This is a genomic window from Candidatus Planktophila sp., from assembly GCF_040402315.1.
Taxonomy (GTDB): domain Bacteria; phylum Actinomycetota; class Actinomycetes; order Nanopelagicales; family Nanopelagicaceae; genus Planktophila.
Genome location: NZ_JBBAMU010000003.1, coordinates 50,710 through 67,439, shown reverse-complemented (window position 1 = coordinate 67,439; position 16,730 = coordinate 50,710). Strand labels below are relative to the sequence as shown.

Annotated in this window: 17 protein-coding genes; 5 read left to right on the top strand and 12 right to left on the bottom strand. The window is 49.0% G+C overall.

What is annotated here, in order from left to right:
- Positions 1–46 precede the first annotated feature (46 nt).
- Genes nuoH through AC9UEP_RS01340 form a run of 9 tightly spaced genes read right to left on the bottom strand, consistent with a single transcriptional unit; the run spans position 47 to position 9,192 of the window.
- Positions 47–1,276: an NADH-quinone oxidoreductase subunit NuoH gene (gene nuoH, locus AC9UEP_RS01380; protein WP_509543332.1), complete on the bottom strand. Its 1,230-nt coding sequence runs from the start codon at positions 1,274–1,276 to the stop codon at positions 47–49.
- Positions 1,273–3,636 carry an NADH-quinone oxidoreductase subunit G gene (locus AC9UEP_RS01375; protein WP_509543330.1) on the bottom strand — a complete coding sequence of 788 codons (2,364 nt, stop codon included), beginning with the start codon at positions 3,634–3,636 and terminating at the stop codon, positions 1,273–1,275. The genes nuoH and AC9UEP_RS01375 overlap by 4 nt, the downstream gene beginning before the upstream one ends.
- Positions 3,636–4,916, bottom strand: a complete 1,281-nt coding sequence (gene nuoF, locus AC9UEP_RS01370; RefSeq protein ID WP_509543328.1) for an NADH-quinone oxidoreductase subunit NuoF — start codon at positions 4,914–4,916, stop codon at positions 3,636–3,638. Before nuoF ends, AC9UEP_RS01375 begins: the two co-directional genes overlap by 1 nt.
- The gene (gene nuoE / locus AC9UEP_RS01365) at positions 4,916–5,545 is read right to left on the bottom strand and encodes an NADH-quinone oxidoreductase subunit NuoE (protein ID WP_509543326.1); all 630 of its coding nucleotides are present in this window, start codon (positions 5,543–5,545) and stop codon (positions 4,916–4,918) included. The genes nuoF and nuoE overlap by 1 nt, the downstream gene beginning before the upstream one ends.
- The gene (locus AC9UEP_RS01360) at positions 5,545–6,885 is read right to left on the bottom strand and encodes an NADH-quinone oxidoreductase subunit D (protein ID WP_509543325.1); all 1,341 of its coding nucleotides are present in this window, start codon (positions 6,883–6,885) and stop codon (positions 5,545–5,547) included. Before AC9UEP_RS01360 ends, nuoE begins: the two co-directional genes overlap by 1 nt.
- Positions 6,882–7,517 (bottom strand): NADH-quinone oxidoreductase subunit C, encoded by a 636-nt coding sequence (locus tag AC9UEP_RS01355; RefSeq protein WP_509543323.1) that lies wholly within the window; start codon positions 7,515–7,517, stop codon positions 6,882–6,884. The genes AC9UEP_RS01360 and AC9UEP_RS01355 overlap by 4 nt, the downstream gene beginning before the upstream one ends.
- Positions 7,518–8,090: a NuoB/complex I 20 kDa subunit family protein gene (locus AC9UEP_RS01350; protein WP_509543322.1), complete on the bottom strand. Its 573-nt coding sequence runs from the start codon at positions 8,088–8,090 to the stop codon at positions 7,518–7,520.
- Positions 8,091–8,093: 3 nt separating this feature from the next.
- Positions 8,094–8,459 carry an NADH-quinone oxidoreductase subunit A gene (locus tag AC9UEP_RS01345; RefSeq protein WP_509543320.1) on the bottom strand — a complete coding sequence of 122 codons (366 nt, stop codon included), beginning with the start codon at positions 8,457–8,459 and terminating at the stop codon, positions 8,094–8,096.
- 43 nt (positions 8,460–8,502) lie between these two features.
- Positions 8,503–9,192 (bottom strand): demethylmenaquinone methyltransferase, encoded by a 690-nt coding sequence (locus AC9UEP_RS01340; protein WP_509543318.1) that lies wholly within the window; start codon positions 9,190–9,192, stop codon positions 8,503–8,505.
- Positions 9,193–9,251: 59 nt separating this feature from the next.
- On the opposite strand from AC9UEP_RS01340, the gene AC9UEP_RS01335 reads away from it, so the two are divergent.
- Complete coding sequence (locus tag AC9UEP_RS01335) at positions 9,252–9,857, top strand: biotin transporter BioY (RefSeq protein ID WP_509543317.1); 606 nt, start codon at positions 9,252–9,254, stop codon at positions 9,855–9,857.
- Complete coding sequence (locus tag AC9UEP_RS01330; protein WP_509543315.1) at positions 9,858–11,081, top strand: isochorismate synthase; 1,224 nt, start codon at positions 9,858–9,860, stop codon at positions 11,079–11,081.
- Here the strand turns inward: AC9UEP_RS01330 and menD are convergent.
- The 3 genes from menD to menB are packed head-to-tail and all read right to left on the bottom strand — an operon-like array spanning position 11,070 to position 14,432.
- Complete coding sequence (menD, locus tag AC9UEP_RS01325; protein WP_509543313.1) at positions 11,070–12,644, bottom strand: 2-succinyl-5-enolpyruvyl-6-hydroxy-3-cyclohexene-1-carboxylic-acid synthase; 1,575 nt, start codon at positions 12,642–12,644, stop codon at positions 11,070–11,072. The genes AC9UEP_RS01330 and menD overlap by 12 nt on opposite strands.
- Positions 12,644–13,588 (bottom strand): o-succinylbenzoate synthase, encoded by a 945-nt coding sequence (locus AC9UEP_RS01320; protein ID WP_509543312.1) that lies wholly within the window; start codon positions 13,586–13,588, stop codon positions 12,644–12,646. The genes menD and AC9UEP_RS01320 overlap by 1 nt, the downstream gene beginning before the upstream one ends.
- A gap of 4 nt (positions 13,589–13,592) precedes the next feature.
- On the bottom strand, positions 13,593–14,432 hold the full coding sequence (gene menB / locus AC9UEP_RS01315) for a 1,4-dihydroxy-2-naphthoyl-CoA synthase (RefSeq protein ID WP_509543336.1): 840 nt from the start codon (positions 14,430–14,432) through the stop codon (positions 13,593–13,595).
- 80 nt (positions 14,433–14,512) lie between these two features.
- Here menB and AC9UEP_RS01310 point away from each other — a divergent pair, with 80 nt between their 5' ends.
- Genes AC9UEP_RS01310 through AC9UEP_RS01300 form a run of 3 tightly spaced genes read left to right on the top strand, consistent with a single transcriptional unit; the run spans position 14,513 to position 16,729 of the window.
- Complete coding sequence (locus AC9UEP_RS01310) at positions 14,513–15,607, top strand: AMP-binding protein (RefSeq protein ID WP_509543310.1); 1,095 nt, start codon at positions 14,513–14,515, stop codon at positions 15,605–15,607.
- On the top strand, positions 15,603–16,448 hold the full coding sequence (locus tag AC9UEP_RS01305; protein ID WP_509543334.1) for a 1,4-dihydroxy-2-naphthoate polyprenyltransferase: 846 nt from the start codon (positions 15,603–15,605) through the stop codon (positions 16,446–16,448). Before AC9UEP_RS01310 ends, AC9UEP_RS01305 begins: the two co-directional genes overlap by 5 nt.
- A gap of 17 nt (positions 16,449–16,465) precedes the next feature.
- Positions 16,466–16,729 (top strand): PLD nuclease N-terminal domain-containing protein, encoded by a 264-nt coding sequence (locus AC9UEP_RS01300; RefSeq protein WP_509543308.1) that lies wholly within the window; start codon positions 16,466–16,468, stop codon positions 16,727–16,729.
- The last annotated feature ends 1 nt before the right edge of the window (position 16,730 follow it).

Here is a 16,730-nt window from a genome sequence, read left to right as displayed (position 1 = left end):
GAATTGATACCGAGCTCTGAGCTCTTGCGTGGCTCAATAAAATCTGTCATTTCTGACCTCCTGTAACGCTAATCGAGCGAAGATGTGGAAGTGATGGGACTGGGAATTGCGGATCTTCGCCCTCGGCAAGTGGCTCGCCCGAGACTTTCTTACTGCGATCAACAAGGGAAGACACTGCCATCAGCAAGAGAACTACTCCTGCAGCAAAGGCGATAATCACTGCTCGGTTTGCACCTTGTTGCTGCAAGACGCGAAGAGTTGCAACGATGAGAATCCACACAAGTGAAGCAGGAATGAGAACCTTCCAGCCAAATTTCATAAATTGGTCATAGCGCAGGCGTGGAAGAGTTGCGCGTAACCACATAAAGATGAAGAAGAATAAATTAACTTTGGTGATGAACCAGATAAATGTGAACCATCCACCAAACCACTGCTCTGTAAAACCAAGCCCTGGAGGTGCGTGATAACCACCAAGGAAGAGCGTTGTCGCAAGAGCTGAGACGGCAATGATATTTACATATTCAGCCAGGAAGAAGAGTGCAAATTTCAGTGATGAGTACTCGGTGTGGAATCCACCAACTAGTTCACCTTCTGCTTCAGCTAAATCAAATGGTGCGCGGTTCGTCTCACCCACCATGGAAATAAGGTAAATAATAAATGAAGGAAAGAGAACAACTGCATTCCAAATGTTTTGATGCTGTGAATCCACAATCGCCGATGTGGACATAGAGCCGGCATAAATAAAGACTGCGACAAGTGAGAGCCCCATTGCGATTTCATATGAGATCACCTGAGCACTTGAACGCAATCCACCAAGTAGTGGGTAGGTTGATCCAGAAGACCAACCGGCAAGGACAACGCCATACACACCGATTGATGTCACAGCCAGAATGTAGAGAACTCCCACTGGCAGATCGGTCAGTTGTAGCGCGGTCTGATGTCCAAAGAGATTTACTACTCCAGTCATTGGAATTACAGCAAAGGCCATGAAGCACATTGCGGTAGCGATAATTGGAGCAATGATAAATACAACTTTATCTGCCGCCGCCGGGATGATGTCTTCTTTTAGGGCTAGCTTCACTCCATCAGAAAGTGATTGGAGGAGTCCAAACTTTCCCACGCGGTTAGGGCCAGTACGCAGCTGCATTTTGGCTAAAACGCGACGTTCGGTCCAGACCGCCATCAGCGTTGCAACCACACAGATGATAAATACAAGTAGCGCTTTAACGCCAATGATCCAACCTGGATCTGTTCCTAATAGCTCTGCTGTTGTCATACCTTTACCACCGTTACTACATCGCCGTGCGCGGCATTGAGTGAAACCAGAGTTTGTGATGCAAATGAATTACGCGGTAGCCACACTGCATCATCGTGAATATCTTCAACGAGTGCTGGAATTGTGATTGAGCCGTGCGCATTCGATACTCGCACCTGATCACCTGATGTAACACCAAGTGAAGTTGCGCGCTTCGCTGAAATCACGGCAACTGTTGGGCGACGCGTGCCGGCAAGATTGTCTTCGCCTTTTTGCAAAGTTCCCATATCAAGTAGGCGGCGCCATGAGGTAAGAAGTGCCTCGTTGGCACCGATAGTTTTTGCAGTTACTGGTGTGACCGATGTGAAGACAACGCGGGCGCCATCCCACTTACCTAATTGGTTAAATTCACGTGCTGCTGCGGTGACTGAGCCGAGCATGATGGATTCACCCATGGCATCGGCAATCATGGAAAGAATACGAACATCACTACGGTTCTGAGAGTCTGCGACAGCTGCATCAAATGCGCGTGCTCGACCTTCCCAGTTAAGGAAACTTCCACTCTTTTCGGTAATTGCAGCAACCGGTAGAACAACATCTGCAACTTCCGTTATCGAACTTGGCGCAATTTCTAATGAGACCACAAATGATTTCTTTAGCGCATCAAGTGCTACACGTGAATTTGGTAAGTCATGAGCATCGACGCCGCCGACAACAAGTGCATCAAGTTGATCTTCTGCCAGGCCAGAGATAATTTCTGTTGTTGTGCGGCCAGGTTGCGTTGATAGCGCGGCAACTCCCCAGGCAGCTGCAATATCTACTCGAGCTGCGGCATCAGCAACTGGACGTCCACCTGGAAGAAGTGATCCGAGTGCACCTGCTTCTAGTGCCCCACGTTCTCCTGCTCGGCGTGGAATATAGGCAATCTTCGCACCTGTCTTTGCCGCAAGTGCTGCCACAGCTGAGAAGAGCCCAACACTTTCCGAAGCACGTTCTCCCACAAGAATCAGAGACTTTGCGGTGAGTGCAAGTGTTGCAACTGCAGAACCTTCCGCACCTGGTGCGACTTTTAGAAACTCTGCTTTGAGTTTATCCATGGCAATAGATTGTTTCGTTGCCACTGCCGAAACTTTCAGACCACGCTTCTTGAAATTCTTATTTAGACGCAAGAAAACAATAGGTGACTCTTCTTCTGGCTCGAAGGCAATCAGTGCAACATGATCTGCCATATCGATATCGCGATAGGTGGCAGATGACCCAACAACGTGGGCGGCCAGGAAGTCACCTTCTTCATCTGAAGTCACACGCGCGCGGAAATCAATATCGTTAGTTCCTAATGCTATACGGGCAAACTTTGCGTAGCCATAAGCATCCTCTGTTGTCACGCGTCCACCAGTAATAACTGCTGCCCGCTTTCCCTTAAGTCCAGCCGCAGCTGCGGCAAGTGCTTCCGGCCATGATGCTTGAACAAGTACACCCTCTGCATTTCGTACAAGTGGATGAGTCAGGCGATCGAGGGCGGTTACGTACTTAAATGCCCAACGTCCCTTATCGCAATTCCATTCTTCATTTACTGATGCATCATCGCCGGCAAGACGACGAAGTGTCTTGCCACGTCGAACATCGGTGCGCATGTCACAGCCTGATGCACAATGCTCACAAGCTGATGGCGTAGAAACTAAATCAAAGGGACGAGCACGGAAACGATAGGAAGCACCGGTGAGTGCACCCACTGGGCAAATCTGAACTGTGTTACCTGAGAAGTAAGATTTAAATGGATCATTCTCATAAATGCCCACCTGCTGTAGGGCGCCGCGCTCGTTAAGAGTAATAAAGGCATCTGATGCAATTTGTTCCGAGAATCGGGTGCAGCGAGCACAGAGAACACAACGTTCGCGATCAAGTAGTACGGAAGAAGAGATATTGATTGGTTTTTCAAAGGTGCGCTTATATCCATCTAGGCGGGCATCTGCGCGCCCATTGCTCATCGCTTGGTTTTGCAATGGGCATTCGCCACCTTTATCGCAGACTGGGCAATCAAGTGGATGATTACCAAGCAGCAACTCCATCACACCTTTCTGCGCCTTATCTGCAACAGGTGATGTCAGTTGTGTCTTTACAATCATGTTTGGTTCCACGGGAATTGTGCAAGAAGCTTGTGGCTTTGGAAATGCGCGACCATTGATTTCAACATCAACTAGACACTGACGACATGCACCTACTGGATCTAGAAGTGGGTGATCGCAGAATCGCGGAATTTGAATTCCAAGTTTTTCAGCTGCGCGAATAATCAGAGTTCCTTTAGGAACAGAGACTTCAAAGCCATCGATAACGACGGTGATGAGCTCTACTGCAACTGCAGCATCCTGAGTTGTAGTCACTAGCTCACCGCGCCGGTAAAGAGGGTTGATTTCACAGGATCAAATGGGCAGGCACCGTTTGTTAGGTGTGCGATGTATTCCTCACGGAAATACTTAATCGAAGATGTGATTGGGCTGGTTGCGCCATCGCCGAGTGCGCAAAATGAGCGGCCCATGATGTTGTCGCAGAGGTCGAGTAACTTATCAAGATCAGCCTCTGTGCCTGTGCCATTTTCCAGATCGCGCAAGATCTGTACTAGCCACCAAGTGCCTTCCCGGCATGGTGTGCACTTTCCACATGACTCATGCTTATAGAACTCAGTCCAGCGAAGTACTGCGCGCACTACACATGTTGTTTCATCAAAGATTTGAAGAGCTTTAGTTCCAAGCATGGAACCTGCTGCTGCCACACCCTCGTAATCAAGTGGCGTATCAAGGTGGGCATCGGTAAACAGTGGAGTGGAAGATCCACCAGGTGTCCAGAACTTGAGCTTATGTCCGGTGCGAACTCCACCAGCGAGTTCAAGAATTTCGCGCAAGGTAATGCCCAGTGGTGCTTCGAATTGGCCAGGGTTATTCACATGGCCCGAAAGTGAGTAAAGCGTTGCACCCTTTGACTTCTCTGTGCCCATTGATTGGTACCACTCTGCGCCATTGCTGATAATTGCCGGAACAGATGCGATCGATTCAACGTTATTGACCACAGTAGGGCGGGCATAGAGACCAGCAATTGCTGGAAATGGTGGACGCAAACGTGGTTGTCCACGGAAGCCTTCCAGTGAATCAAGCAGCGCGGTTTCCTCACCACAAATATATGCACCTGCTCCGATATGAAGGGTGATATCAATTCCGTTTCCAAGGTGCCCTGCGCTATAGGCATCGGCAATTGCAGCATTCACCCGGCGCACTACATGTGTTACTTCACCGCGGATATAGATAAATGCCCGCTTGGCCCGAATGGCATGGCAAGCAATGATGCAACCTTCGATTAATACATGTGGGTTAGCCATCATTAGCGGGGTATCTTTACAAGTTCCCGGCTCAGATTCATCAGCATTAACTACCAGGTAGTGATCTTTATCGTCACCTTGTGGAATAAATCCCCACTTCATTCCGGTTGGAAAGCCGGCACCGCCGCGACCACGAAGGCCAGAATCTTTCACCATTTGAATGACTGCATCGGGATCCATGGCAAGTGCTTTTTTGGAAGCGGTATATCCACCATGACGCGTGTAGCCCTCGATGGTAAATGAATCTGCTTCATCCCAATGTGCCGAAAGAACCGGAGTTAACTTTGACATTACTTACCTTCCTTTGAAAGTTTTAGGCCAAGGAGCGTAGGGCCACCGGCCTGAACGCCTTCACGTGCAAGTCCGTCATCGAGTCCGGCAAGAACTGCCGATGCTTGCTTATAGGTAACAAGTTTGCTTGGTCCACGTGTGGGTGCAGGAGGATTTCCAGAACGCGCTGCATCAACGAGTGATTTAGCGGATTCAACAGTTTGGTTGTCGTAGAACTCCCAATTAGCCATCACAACCGGTGCGTAATCACAGGCAGCGTTGCACTCGATATGTTCAAGTGAAACTTTTCCATCATCAGTTACGCCATCATTTTCAATGCTGAGGTGCTCTTTAAGGGCGGAAAAGATTGCATCTCCGCCCATAACTGCACACAAGGTATTGGTGCAGACTCCCACGTGATACTCACCTACCGGCTTGCGCTTGTACTGGGTATAGAAAGTCGCCACTGCAGATACTTCTGCAGTTTCAATATCAAGCAGATCAGATATCAATTCAATGCCTTCATTTGTTACATAACCAGATACTGATTGCACGTAGTGAAGCAGCGGCATGATTGCTGAGCGGCTACGTGGATAGCGTTTAATGATTGATTGCATTACTTCTTGGTTGAGAATCTGATCAGTAGCCATTAGCGGTCCACCCCTCCCATAACAGGATCGATAGAAGCAACTGCGCCGATAATGTCAGAAATCATTCCGCCTTCACTCATGGCAGAAGTTGCTTGCAAGTTATTAAAAGATGGTTCCCGGAAATGAACGCGATAAGGGCGAGTGCCACCGTCGGAGACAACATGTGCACCAAGTTCCCCACGTGGAGATTCAATTGCCACATATGCCTGGCCTGCTGGAACCCGGAAACCTTCGGTGACAAGTTTGAAGTGGTGAATCAGTGATTCCATAGAAGAGCCCATGATTTGACGAATGTGCTCAAGTGAGTTTCCGAGACCATCGGCGCCCAGTGCCAACTGCGCCGGCCAGGCAATCTTCTTATCAGCAACCATTACTGGTTGACCTTCGAGTGCAGCTAACTTATCGATTGCTTGTTCAATAATGCGAAGTGATTGTTCAAGTTCTGCCATACGAACTAAGAAACGGCCATAAACATCTGCAGTATCTGCTGTGATGACATCAAAGTCATAATTTTCATATCCACAGTACGGCTGTGTCTTTCGTAGATCCCATGGAAGTCCGGCAGAGCGAAGTACTGGTCCAGTAATTCCAAGTGTTGTACAACCTGCCAAATCGAGATAACCAATACCTACTGTGCGCTTCATCCAGATCGTGTTACCGATAAGCAACTTGGCATTATCCTCAAAGTTCTTACGAAGTGTCTTCACCAATTCGCGAAGCTTGCCGCCCATTCCTGCTGGCAGATCTTGCGATACTCCCCCAGGGCGCACATAGGCCATATTCATACGTAATCCAGTGATCTCTTCAAAGGCATCAAGCACAATTTCGCGATCGCGGAAGGCAAAGAACATTGGTCCCATGGCACCTAGTTCAAGTGCGCCGGTGCCGAGTGCGACCATGTGTGAGGAGATTCGGTTGAGCTCCATCATTAGAACGCGAATCACAGAAGCGCGCTCTGGAATGTCATTGGTAATGCCCAGCAGTTTTTCAACAGCCAGGCAGTATGCGGTTTCATTAAAGATTGGCGATAGGTAATCCATACGAGTGACGAATGTGACACCTTGCGTCCAGTTACGGAATTCAATGTTCTTCTCAATTCCGGTATGAAGATAGCCAATTCCGGTACGCACTTCGGTAATGGTTTCGCCCTCAAGTTCAAGAACTAGGCGAAGCACACCGTGCGTAGATGGGTGTTGTGGTCCCATATTGACAATGATGCGCTCTTCTTTTGATTCACCAATTTCAGCAACGAGTGAATCCCAATCACCACCGGTAACCGAGAAGACCGTGCCTTCAGTGGTTTCGCGTGATGATGCGTATGGATCAAATGTGGTAGTCACTGGTAGCTCCTGCGTTGTGATGGCGCTGGCGTTGTTGCACCCTTGTACTCAACTGCGATTCCACCCAATGGGTAATCTTTGCGCTGCGGATGTCCATCCCAATCATCAGGCATCAAAATACGAGTAAGCCCAGGGTGTCCATCAAAAATAATTCCGAACATGTCGAACGCTTCGCGCTCATGCCAATTATTTCCAGCCCACACTTCAACAACTGATGGAATGTGTGGATCTAAATCTGATGTTGCTACTTCCAGGCGAATACGTTGGTTCTTAGTCATCGACAGCAATGGATAGAGCGCAACGAGTTCAGCACCTGTGCGATCTAGGTAGTGCACGCCCGAAACTCCCAGACACATTTCAAACTTCAACTTATCGCGCAAGATAAATGCAACCTCAAGTAAACGTGATTTTTTAATGTGCAAGGTGAGCTCGCCGCGATCTACAACAATGCGAGTAATTGCATCGGCAAAGTCAGGATATGCGCGCTCTAAATCATCGGCGACATCGTCAAAATATCCGCCGTATGGGCGCTCGGTGGATCCAGTCGCCACCGCGGTGCGAACAAGTCCGCCGTAACCCGAGGTATCTCCAGTTCCGGCAGCGCCGAACATCCCGTTCTGTTCTTGAGTCATTTAGGCGAGCAAACCCTTCATCTCGAAGTTGCCTAATTGATGGGTAGGTAGCGCATTCATGGCTGCAAGTTCTACCTCTTTAATGACCGCTTCCCGATTAGGACCGAGCTTGGTATCGCCAATAAGAGTGTGCAGCTTGATGATTGCATCCATCAACTGTTCTGGACGCGGTGGGCATCCTGGAAGATAAATATCAACAGGAACAATGTGGTCAACGCCTTGCACAATTGCATAGTTGTTAAACATTCCACCAGAGGATGCGCATGCACCCATGGAAATAACCCACTTTGGCGCTGTCATTTGATCATAAATCTGGCGCAGCACTGGCGCCATCTTCTGCGAAACGCGACCAGCAACAATCATAAGATCTGCTTGACGAGGAGAAGCCGAAAAGCGTTCCATGCCAAAACGAGAAATATCATGCTTTGGCGCAGAACCAAGTGCCATCATTTCAATGGCGCAACATGCCAGCCCAAATGTTGCGGGCCAGAGTGAACTCTTGCGCATGTAGCCGGCAAGTCCTTCAACAGTGGAAAGTAAAACTCCACTTGGTAATTTATCTTCTAGTCCCACGATTTAATCCCATTCCAATCCGCCACGGCGCCACACATAGGCATATGCCACAAAAACTGTTCCGATAAAGATAGCCATCTCAACTAATCCAAATAACCCAAGTTGATCAAAGGCCACCGCCCATGGGTAGAGAAAGACAATTTCTATATCAAAGATGATGAAGAGCATCGCGGTAAGAAAGTACTTGACCGGAAACCGCCCACCTTGCAGAGCTTGCGGAGAAGGTTCGATTCCACATTCATACGCCATTTGCTTGGCGCGGTTGTAGCGAGCCGGCCCTGTTACGGCGGCGATTGCCACCGAAAAGGCGGCAAAGCCAAAGCCAATCGCGAAAATTACGATTATTGGAATATATGGATTGCCGCTCACGAGCGCAATCCTAAGTGCAATCCAGCGTGGCAAAAAACTGGAATTACTTGAACGCCTTGTGAACTGCGACAACTCCGCCAGTCAGGTTCTTCCAGGTGACCCGACTCCAGCCGGCCGCTTCAATCTTGGCTGCGAGCGCCTTCTGATCTGGCCAGGCCCTAATCGATTCGGCCAGGTAGATATAGGCATCGGGGTTGGATGAGGTTCGCCCGGCCACCCAGGGAAGTGCCCGCATCAGGTAGTTGGTATAGATCTTGCGAAAGGGGGCAAAGGTTGGGCTGGAGAACTCGCATACGACCAATTGCCCGCCGGGCTTGGTCACCCGCAGCATCTGGGCCAAGGCCAGGTCGATATCAGCGGTATTGCGAAGGCCAAAGGAGATGGTCACAGAATCAAATTCGCCATCTTTGAAGGGAAGGTTTAGGGCATCGGCCTTGGTGAAGGCTAGGTGCGGGCGGGCTTTGCGGCCGGCGGCCAACATCCCCTCACTAAAATCCGCTGGAATCACATCGGCGCCACCTGCAGCCAATGGCTCAGAGCTCGAACCTGTCCCAGCGGCTAAATCGAGAATCTTCATCCCAGCCCTTGGGGCGATGATTTTGGTCGTCGCCCGGCGCCAGGCTTTGGTCTGGCCCAAGCTGAGCAGGTCGTTGACCAGGTCATAGCGCTTGGCAACCCCATCGAACATCGCGGCCACTTCATCAGGGTTCTTATCCATATTGGCGCGTGACATGCACATATTCTCCCCGAAGGTAGGCTTCGGGCACAACTTTTAAAGAACGGGTAATCATCATGTCATTTGCATCGAACTCTCAGTCACTGCGCGCCACGGTATTTCCACGCAGCACCGTGCTTACCCAAGGTCTCTTTGTCATGGCTGGCGTAGCTTTCATCGCGCTTTTAGCCCAGATTGCAATCCCAGTACCTGGTTCTCCTGTTCCTGTCACAGGCCAAACTCTTGCCGTGCTCCTTATTGGAACTACCTATGGCGCTCGCTTAGGAGTTCTTACCTTTGCCACTTATCTTCTTGCCGGTGTTGCCGGTGCACCAATTTTCGCTCCCTCTGCCACATCTGCCAATCACGGAATTGATCGCCTCATTGGCGCAACCGGTGGATACCTTGTTGGCATGTTGGTGGCATCCCTCGTACTCGGTTATTTAGCTGATCGTAAAGCAGACCAGAAATTTAGAACTTCATTTCCAGCACTTCTTCTTGGCGATGCCATCATCTTCACCTTCGGATTACTCTGGTTGCAGCAGACACTTGATCTCTCTTGGGCAAAGACAATTGCGGCCGGCTTTACACCCTTCATTCTCGGTGAAGCAATCAAGATTGCAATTACTGCAACTTCGCTGCCACTTGTTTGGCGCAGAATTTCCCGCACACTTAATAAATAGATGCCGCAGTTAATTCCGGTCACCACAGCTCGAATTGGTGAACATCTTCCCCTTCTAGATCTGTTGCCTGCGACTGCCCCTATTTCATGGGTGCGAAATGGTGAAGGTCTCGTTGGTTGGGGTGTGCATGCAAGCACAGTTGTGAGTGGAAAAGACCGCTTTGAAAAAGCTCGCACCTGGTGGCACCAACAATTAGAGACTTTTTCTGTCTCCAACTCAGTCCACGGCAGTGGCAGCGGACCCGTTCTCTTCGCATCGTTTTCATTTGATAGAAATGAGGAATCTGTACTGGTTATTCCGCAAGTAGTTGTGGGGCAGAAAGGTGCAAGTTCATGGATAACTTGGATTGGCGATCAACCACAACCGGCTCTGCCAGAAACGCCACCGCCTACCAGTCCCTCTGCTTTTACCTTCGGCGAAGGAAGTCTGTCATCGGCTGAGTGGATGAAACGAGTGGCAGATGCTGTTGCTCGAGTAAGCACTACTGCTGTGGAAAAGGTAGTGCTGGCACGAGATCTGATTGCAACATCGGATTCAAAGATTGATCCGCGTCCCATACTTAAAACTCTTGCTGCTGAATATCCAACGACATGGATATTTGCTGTCGATGGCCTAGTCGGAGCAACACCAGAACTCCTCTTACGCCTTTCTCGCGGAATGGTAACTTCACGTGTATTAGCCGGAACTATTTCAAAAACAGGCCAAGACGAGAAAGATTTAGCACTTGCGGCTTCCCTTGCACGTTCATCAAAAGATCTGGAGGAACATGAGTATGCAGTGCGTTCAGTGGCCAATGCCCTTGATCCATTCTGTTCTTCCACAAATGTGCCTGAGTCCCCATATGTGCTGCACTTGGCTAACGTGATGCATCTAGCCACCGATGTCACAGGCGCGCTGATTGAATCAAAACAACACATCGATGCCTTCTCACTACTGCAAGCACTGCATCCATCAGCAGCGGTATGTGGAACACCACGTAATATTGCATTCGACATTATTGATGAGATTGAAGGCATGAACCGTGGGCGCTATGCAGGTCCCGTGGGTTGGATTGATGCCAGTGGTGATGGCGAACTTGGAATCGCGCTGCGCACAGGTCAGATTACTGATCGCAGTATTCGCATCTTTGCCGGCTGCGGGATTGTTGCCGCCTCTACTCCCGAAAAAGAACTGGAAGAGAGCGCAGCGAAGATGATTCCGATGCGCTCTGCCCTACATGGATGAAATGCTCTTGTAAATCCCTTGCAAGAAATCCGCGTTTGATTCCCTAGCTGGAACATTGATAACAACAACACTCAGCCCCTGCACAGGTGCGGAGATCTCCGATATCAACTGAGCTTGATTATCAATCTCTTTTGCGGTTACTCCCATCGCACTAGCAATTGCTGGGATATCTAGACCATGAGGAGTTCCAAATACATCTTCAAAACCAGCTACACCTCGCTGGCTTAGAGTTGAGAAGATTCCTCCCCCATCATTGTTGATGACAAAAATCTTGAGATTGATCTTCTCCTGGTGAATTAACCCAGTGAGATCATGAAGAAAACCAAGATCCCCCAGAACGGCAATAGTCGCTTCACGCTGTAAGGCGATACCGAGGGCGGTTGAGATATTGCCATCAATTCCGGCAAGGCCGCGATTAGCGAAGGTTTCAACGCCAGTTCGCACTACTGCAAATCCTTCAATGTCACGGATGGGGCGAGAGGAAGAAATAAAGAGCGAAGTTCCCTCAGGAATTGCGGAACCAATTTCGCGTGCAACAAGTTGCTCCGACCAGGTTGAAATATCAGCAACTAGCTTCATTGCACGAAGTGAGTACTTCTTCCACTTTTCGGCATATTCGGCATCCGGTGTTTGGACCTCAACAACCGGTAGCTGGATAAATTTCTGCGAGGCACTTCGATCAGAATCAACAGTAGCTAAACGCGGATCAATCACAATTACTTTTCTCGCACGCGCAATGAGAGCATTAATTGCACGGGAGAGAGTTGTGCGACCAATCACGACAACTGTGTCTGGCGCAAGATCTTCAGAGATCGTATTTGAGGTCAAGAAGACGCTGGCATGTGAAATAGCGCCTTCGAAAGTGAGTGGATCTTCGGAGATAACTGGCCAGCCAAGTTCTTTCGAAAACGCAATAACTGATTCAGCACTCAATCCACCGCGATCATGTCCGATTACTAATACACCTCGGGTGGACTTGGTATAAAAAGTGCCAGGAGACTTGCGGTCAAAGACGGTAGGGGGAGAAATCTTCAGCGCATCAAGCCATGAGTCATCACTGTCGCCTATAAGTGGCTCTTCAAATTGAATGTTGAGGTGCACTGGCCCGGAATGAAGTGAGTTAAATGGAAGTTCCATGGGATATGCCGAACCTGAAACATCAGCAAAGTAACGAACTGCCTTGCCAAAGATGCGGGCCTGCTCCGTTGTTTGATTGGCACCGGTTCTACGAAGTGCTGCTGGCCGATCAGCGGTGAGTACTAATAAAGGTGTATTTGTATGTGATGCTTCAAGAACTGCCGGGTGGTAATTAGCTACCGCTGTTCCACTGGTGCACAGGATGGGCACCGGTAGCCCTGATGCCTTTGCGATACCAAGTGCGAAGAAGGCGGCAGTGCGCTCATCGATGCGCACATGAAGATTGATTAACCCCTTCTTGCTCGCTTGATAAAAGGCTATCGAAAGCGGCGCATTACGCGAGCCCGGTGAAATGACAACATCTTTCACGCCTGCTTCAAGAATTTGGCGAACAATCACGCGAGCTAATTGAGTTGAAGCATTCATCACAAGAGCTCGGCCGTCTTCATGACCCGATTCTTCCACCATTCATATCGTTCTGGCGCCACTTCGTTACCGCCGAATTCTGGCTCAAATTCTCCAATCTGAATCTCACCATCAATGATTTGTAACTCAGCGATATTTGTAGCGAGCAATGAGCCAGTACCTAATCCACAGTCAAAGTTCACTTCTGGAAGTGATGCAGCCAGGATTAATCCGTAATTGATACCAACTGCGCTTTCTAGCGCGCTAGATACAACGATAGGCAGTTTGTGATGCGCTGCCAGTTTATGAGCTCGCTCGATGCCACCTAACGGTTGCACTTTGAGCATCAAGATATCAACCGCGCCCGTAAGGTCGAAGGCAAATGGATCGCGGGCTTTGCGTAGAACTTCATCACCGGCGAAAGGAATGTTGACGAGCAATTTTTCTTTCAGTTCGCGTAGCTCTTCGACCGTGGCACATGGTTGCTCTACATATTCAAGTGAGCCAATTTTTTCATAGATTGCACGAAGGTTGGTGATTGCTTCGCCTACCGACCAATTACCGTTGACATCGATACGTAGCTTTGCTTGGGGGCGTAGGGCTCTGACTTTGGTAAGGCGAGCGATATCTTCACTTAAGTTATCACCAACTTTTACCTTAAAGGTATTTACTCCAGGAAAAGAATTTACGATGCCTTCGATATCTTTAGGATTATTAAGCGCTGGCATAGTGCCATTTACTTTGATGGATTGGCGAAAGAGCTCTGGCCGGGGCTTGGTTGCCGCCTCTATTGCACACATCAACCATGGGGCTGATTCTTTGTAATCGTATTCAAGAAATGGTGAGAATTCCCCCCATCCGTATTCACCTTTAAATAGCGCAACTTCTCGAACCTTTATGCCACGAAAGTTTGTCTTCATAGGCAGCGCAACTACGCGCATGGTGTCGAGCAGGCTTTGATCCATATCGTTACGGACGCTTGGGGAACTTTCCGAAGTCAGGCTTGCGCTTCTCCTTATAGGCATCGCGGCCTTCTTGTCCCTCTTGTGATAAATAGAAGAGCAGCGTTGCATCTCCTGCAAGTTGTTGAACTCCGGCAAGTCCATCATCGGCAGCGTTCATCGATGCCTTAATTAGACGAAGTGCCATCGGTGAGTTCTGCAACATCTCGCGGCACCAGGAAACTGTCTCAGCTTCCAATTCTTTAAGTGGAACAACGGTGTTAACCAGCCCCATTGATAGCGCTTCTTGGGCATCGTATTGACGAGTAAGAAACCAAATTTCGCGCGCTTTCTTCTGGCCAACACTTGCAGCTAATAGTCCAGAACCATAACCGCCATCGAAGGAGCCAACCCGTGGTCCGGTCTGACCAAACTTTGCATTATCGGCTGCGATTGAGAGATCGCAGACAACATGGAGAACGTGACCGCCACCAATTGCCCAACCGGCAATCATGGCAACAACTGGTTTTGGGGTGCGACGAATCTGTACTTGCAAATCTAAAACATTGAGGCGACCCACTCCTTGCTTTGAAAGTGAATCATCCCCAAGATAACCATCATCGCCACGAACGTTGATATCCCCACCAGAACAGAAAGCTTCATCACCCTGACCGGTAAGAATGATGACTCCAACTTCAGAGTTATCACGTGCTAAATCAAAAGCTGACTTTAATTCAATAATTGTTTGTGGCCGAAATGCGTTTCGTACTTCTGGGCGGTTGATCGTGATTTTTGCAATGCCATCGGCAACCTGATATTTAATATCGGAAAATGCCTCGCCACCAGGGCCGGTAGCCCAGATAGGGATAGTCCGGTCACCAAAATCACGCTTAATAGGCTTGCTCACGATTCCTCCATCTGGTCTACGAGCGATAGCCTACGCGGGCAATGGAGCAGAACGCACAACGAGAACTTCTCGCAGCCAATCCCGAGTGGAGTGTGCGCGAATTAATGGCGCGCCTGGCAACAGCTCTGGCATCACAAGGCCCAGCGCTATCTCTTGGGCAGAGCGCTACCAGCCTTGTTAGCGGTGACATCAGCCTGGTAGTTGCTACGACCGGAAGTTCCGGGGTAGCAAAAGAGGTCGGGCTCTCGGCAGCAGCACTTGTTGCTTCTGCGCAAGGGTCCAATAAATATTTAGCTGCATCCCATGGTGATACCTGGTCGCTGCTATTGCCAGCAACTCATATTGCAGGCATTAATGTGCTGATCCGCTGCCTCGAACTCGGAACTGATCCTGTTGATCTCCGAAAGCAGCAAGGGCCATATCCAAAAGTTGATTTCACAGCAATTGTTCCCACACACTTATTTCGCGCACTCAAAGGTGATTCCAAACTTATGAAGCATCTTGTTGATGCAAAAGCTGTTCTCGTTGGTGGCGCCGCTTTATCTGATGAGCTTAGAAAAGAAGCTATTGCTGCTGGCATCAATATTGTTACTACCTACGGAATGACTGAAACTTCTGGTGGCTGCGTCTATAACGGTCAGGTGTTGGATGGAGTTGAAGTAAAGATTGTTGAGGAAAACCGAATTGCAATTAAAGGAACAGTGCTGGCTACTAGCTACATAAACGCTGAATCAACGTGGGCGAAAGAAATGCACAATGGGTGGTTCTTCACTTCTGATTTCGGAAAGATAGAAAATGGCAAACTAATTGTCGAAGGAAGAGTCGATGACGTTCTTATCTGCGGAGGAGTAAATATCTCCATCAGCGCCATTGAGCGCTTTCTACAGAACAGATATCCAGCACTTACCTTCGCCGCTTTTGGCGTGAAAAATCCGGAATGGGGCGATGCGCTACATCTTGCTATTGCCGGTGATGTGTCAGCCAACGAGAAGGAAATTACAGAATTTCTAGTTGAGGAATTTGGAGCTGTGGCAAAACCAAGAGGATTTTTAGCTCTGCCAGAGTTACCCCTGATTGGTATCGGTAAGGTTGATCGTAAGAAGTTAGCCGAGTTGGCGCTGGAGGAGAATTATTAATATTTGGATTCAAGGTGCCCGTCCGCGCACACTGCCGGCAGCAATTGCCCCTGTTCTCGTTGCCACTGTCTTAGCTGGTGAAGATATAAAGCCAGTGCAGGCACTTCTGGCACTGACTGTCAGCCTCTGTCTTCAAGTAGCAGTTAATTACTCAAATGATTACTCAGATGGCATTCGTGGAACAGATGACAATCGCATTGGCCCAGTTCGTCTAACTGCATCAGGTTTAGCACCAGCTGAATCCGTGAAGCGGGCAGCGATACTCTCATTTGCAGCAGCATCTATCGCCGGTATTGCTTTGGCAGTGCTGTCATCGTGGTGGGTCATTCTGCTGGGGGTCGCAGCAATTGCTGCTGCCTGGGGTTACACCGGTGGCAAGAATCCATATGGATATAAAGGACTGGGTGAGATGTCAGTCTTTATCTTCTTCGGAGTTGTTGCAACGATGGGAAGTTATTACGTTCAGACTCTAGAAATCAACTGGGTTTCATTTGCCGCCTCCGTTCCGATGGGATCGCTCTCATGTGCACTGCTTGCAATAAATAACATTCGCGACCGCGCACAAGATGAGCTAGTTGGAAAGCGCACGCTTGCAGTGCGCTTAGGCGATCGCGGTTCAAGAGTATTTTTTGTGCTCTTGCTGGCATCTGCCTACATCTTCGCCGCCCTGACTGGACATATCTGGGTTCTCTTAACTCTCATTACCGTTCCTGTGGCGTATTTCATATCTAAAAAGGTGCTGCAGGGAGCCACTGGAAGCCAGCTAATTCCGCTGCTGGGGAGCACAGGTAAGTTACAACTTCTCTTTGCGATAACCTTTGCTGGCTCGTTAGCACTCTAGATGATTACAATTGGAGCATGATTAAATTGACAGGTTTACTACTGATTTTATCGGTGGCACTGACTCTCTACACCTTTATTGATTGTGCTCGTCGGGATGAAACGCAAATTCAGAAGTTGCCTAAGTGGGGCTGGCTAATCATTATTCTCTTGACTGGAATTTTTGGTCCTATTGCATATTTGGTTATTGGTAGAAATCCATTGAAGAATCTGCCTAAGCGAAAGCCGCAGAAGAAAATCTTGCCTCCTGATGATGACCCAGATTTCTTGCGCAGAATATAGA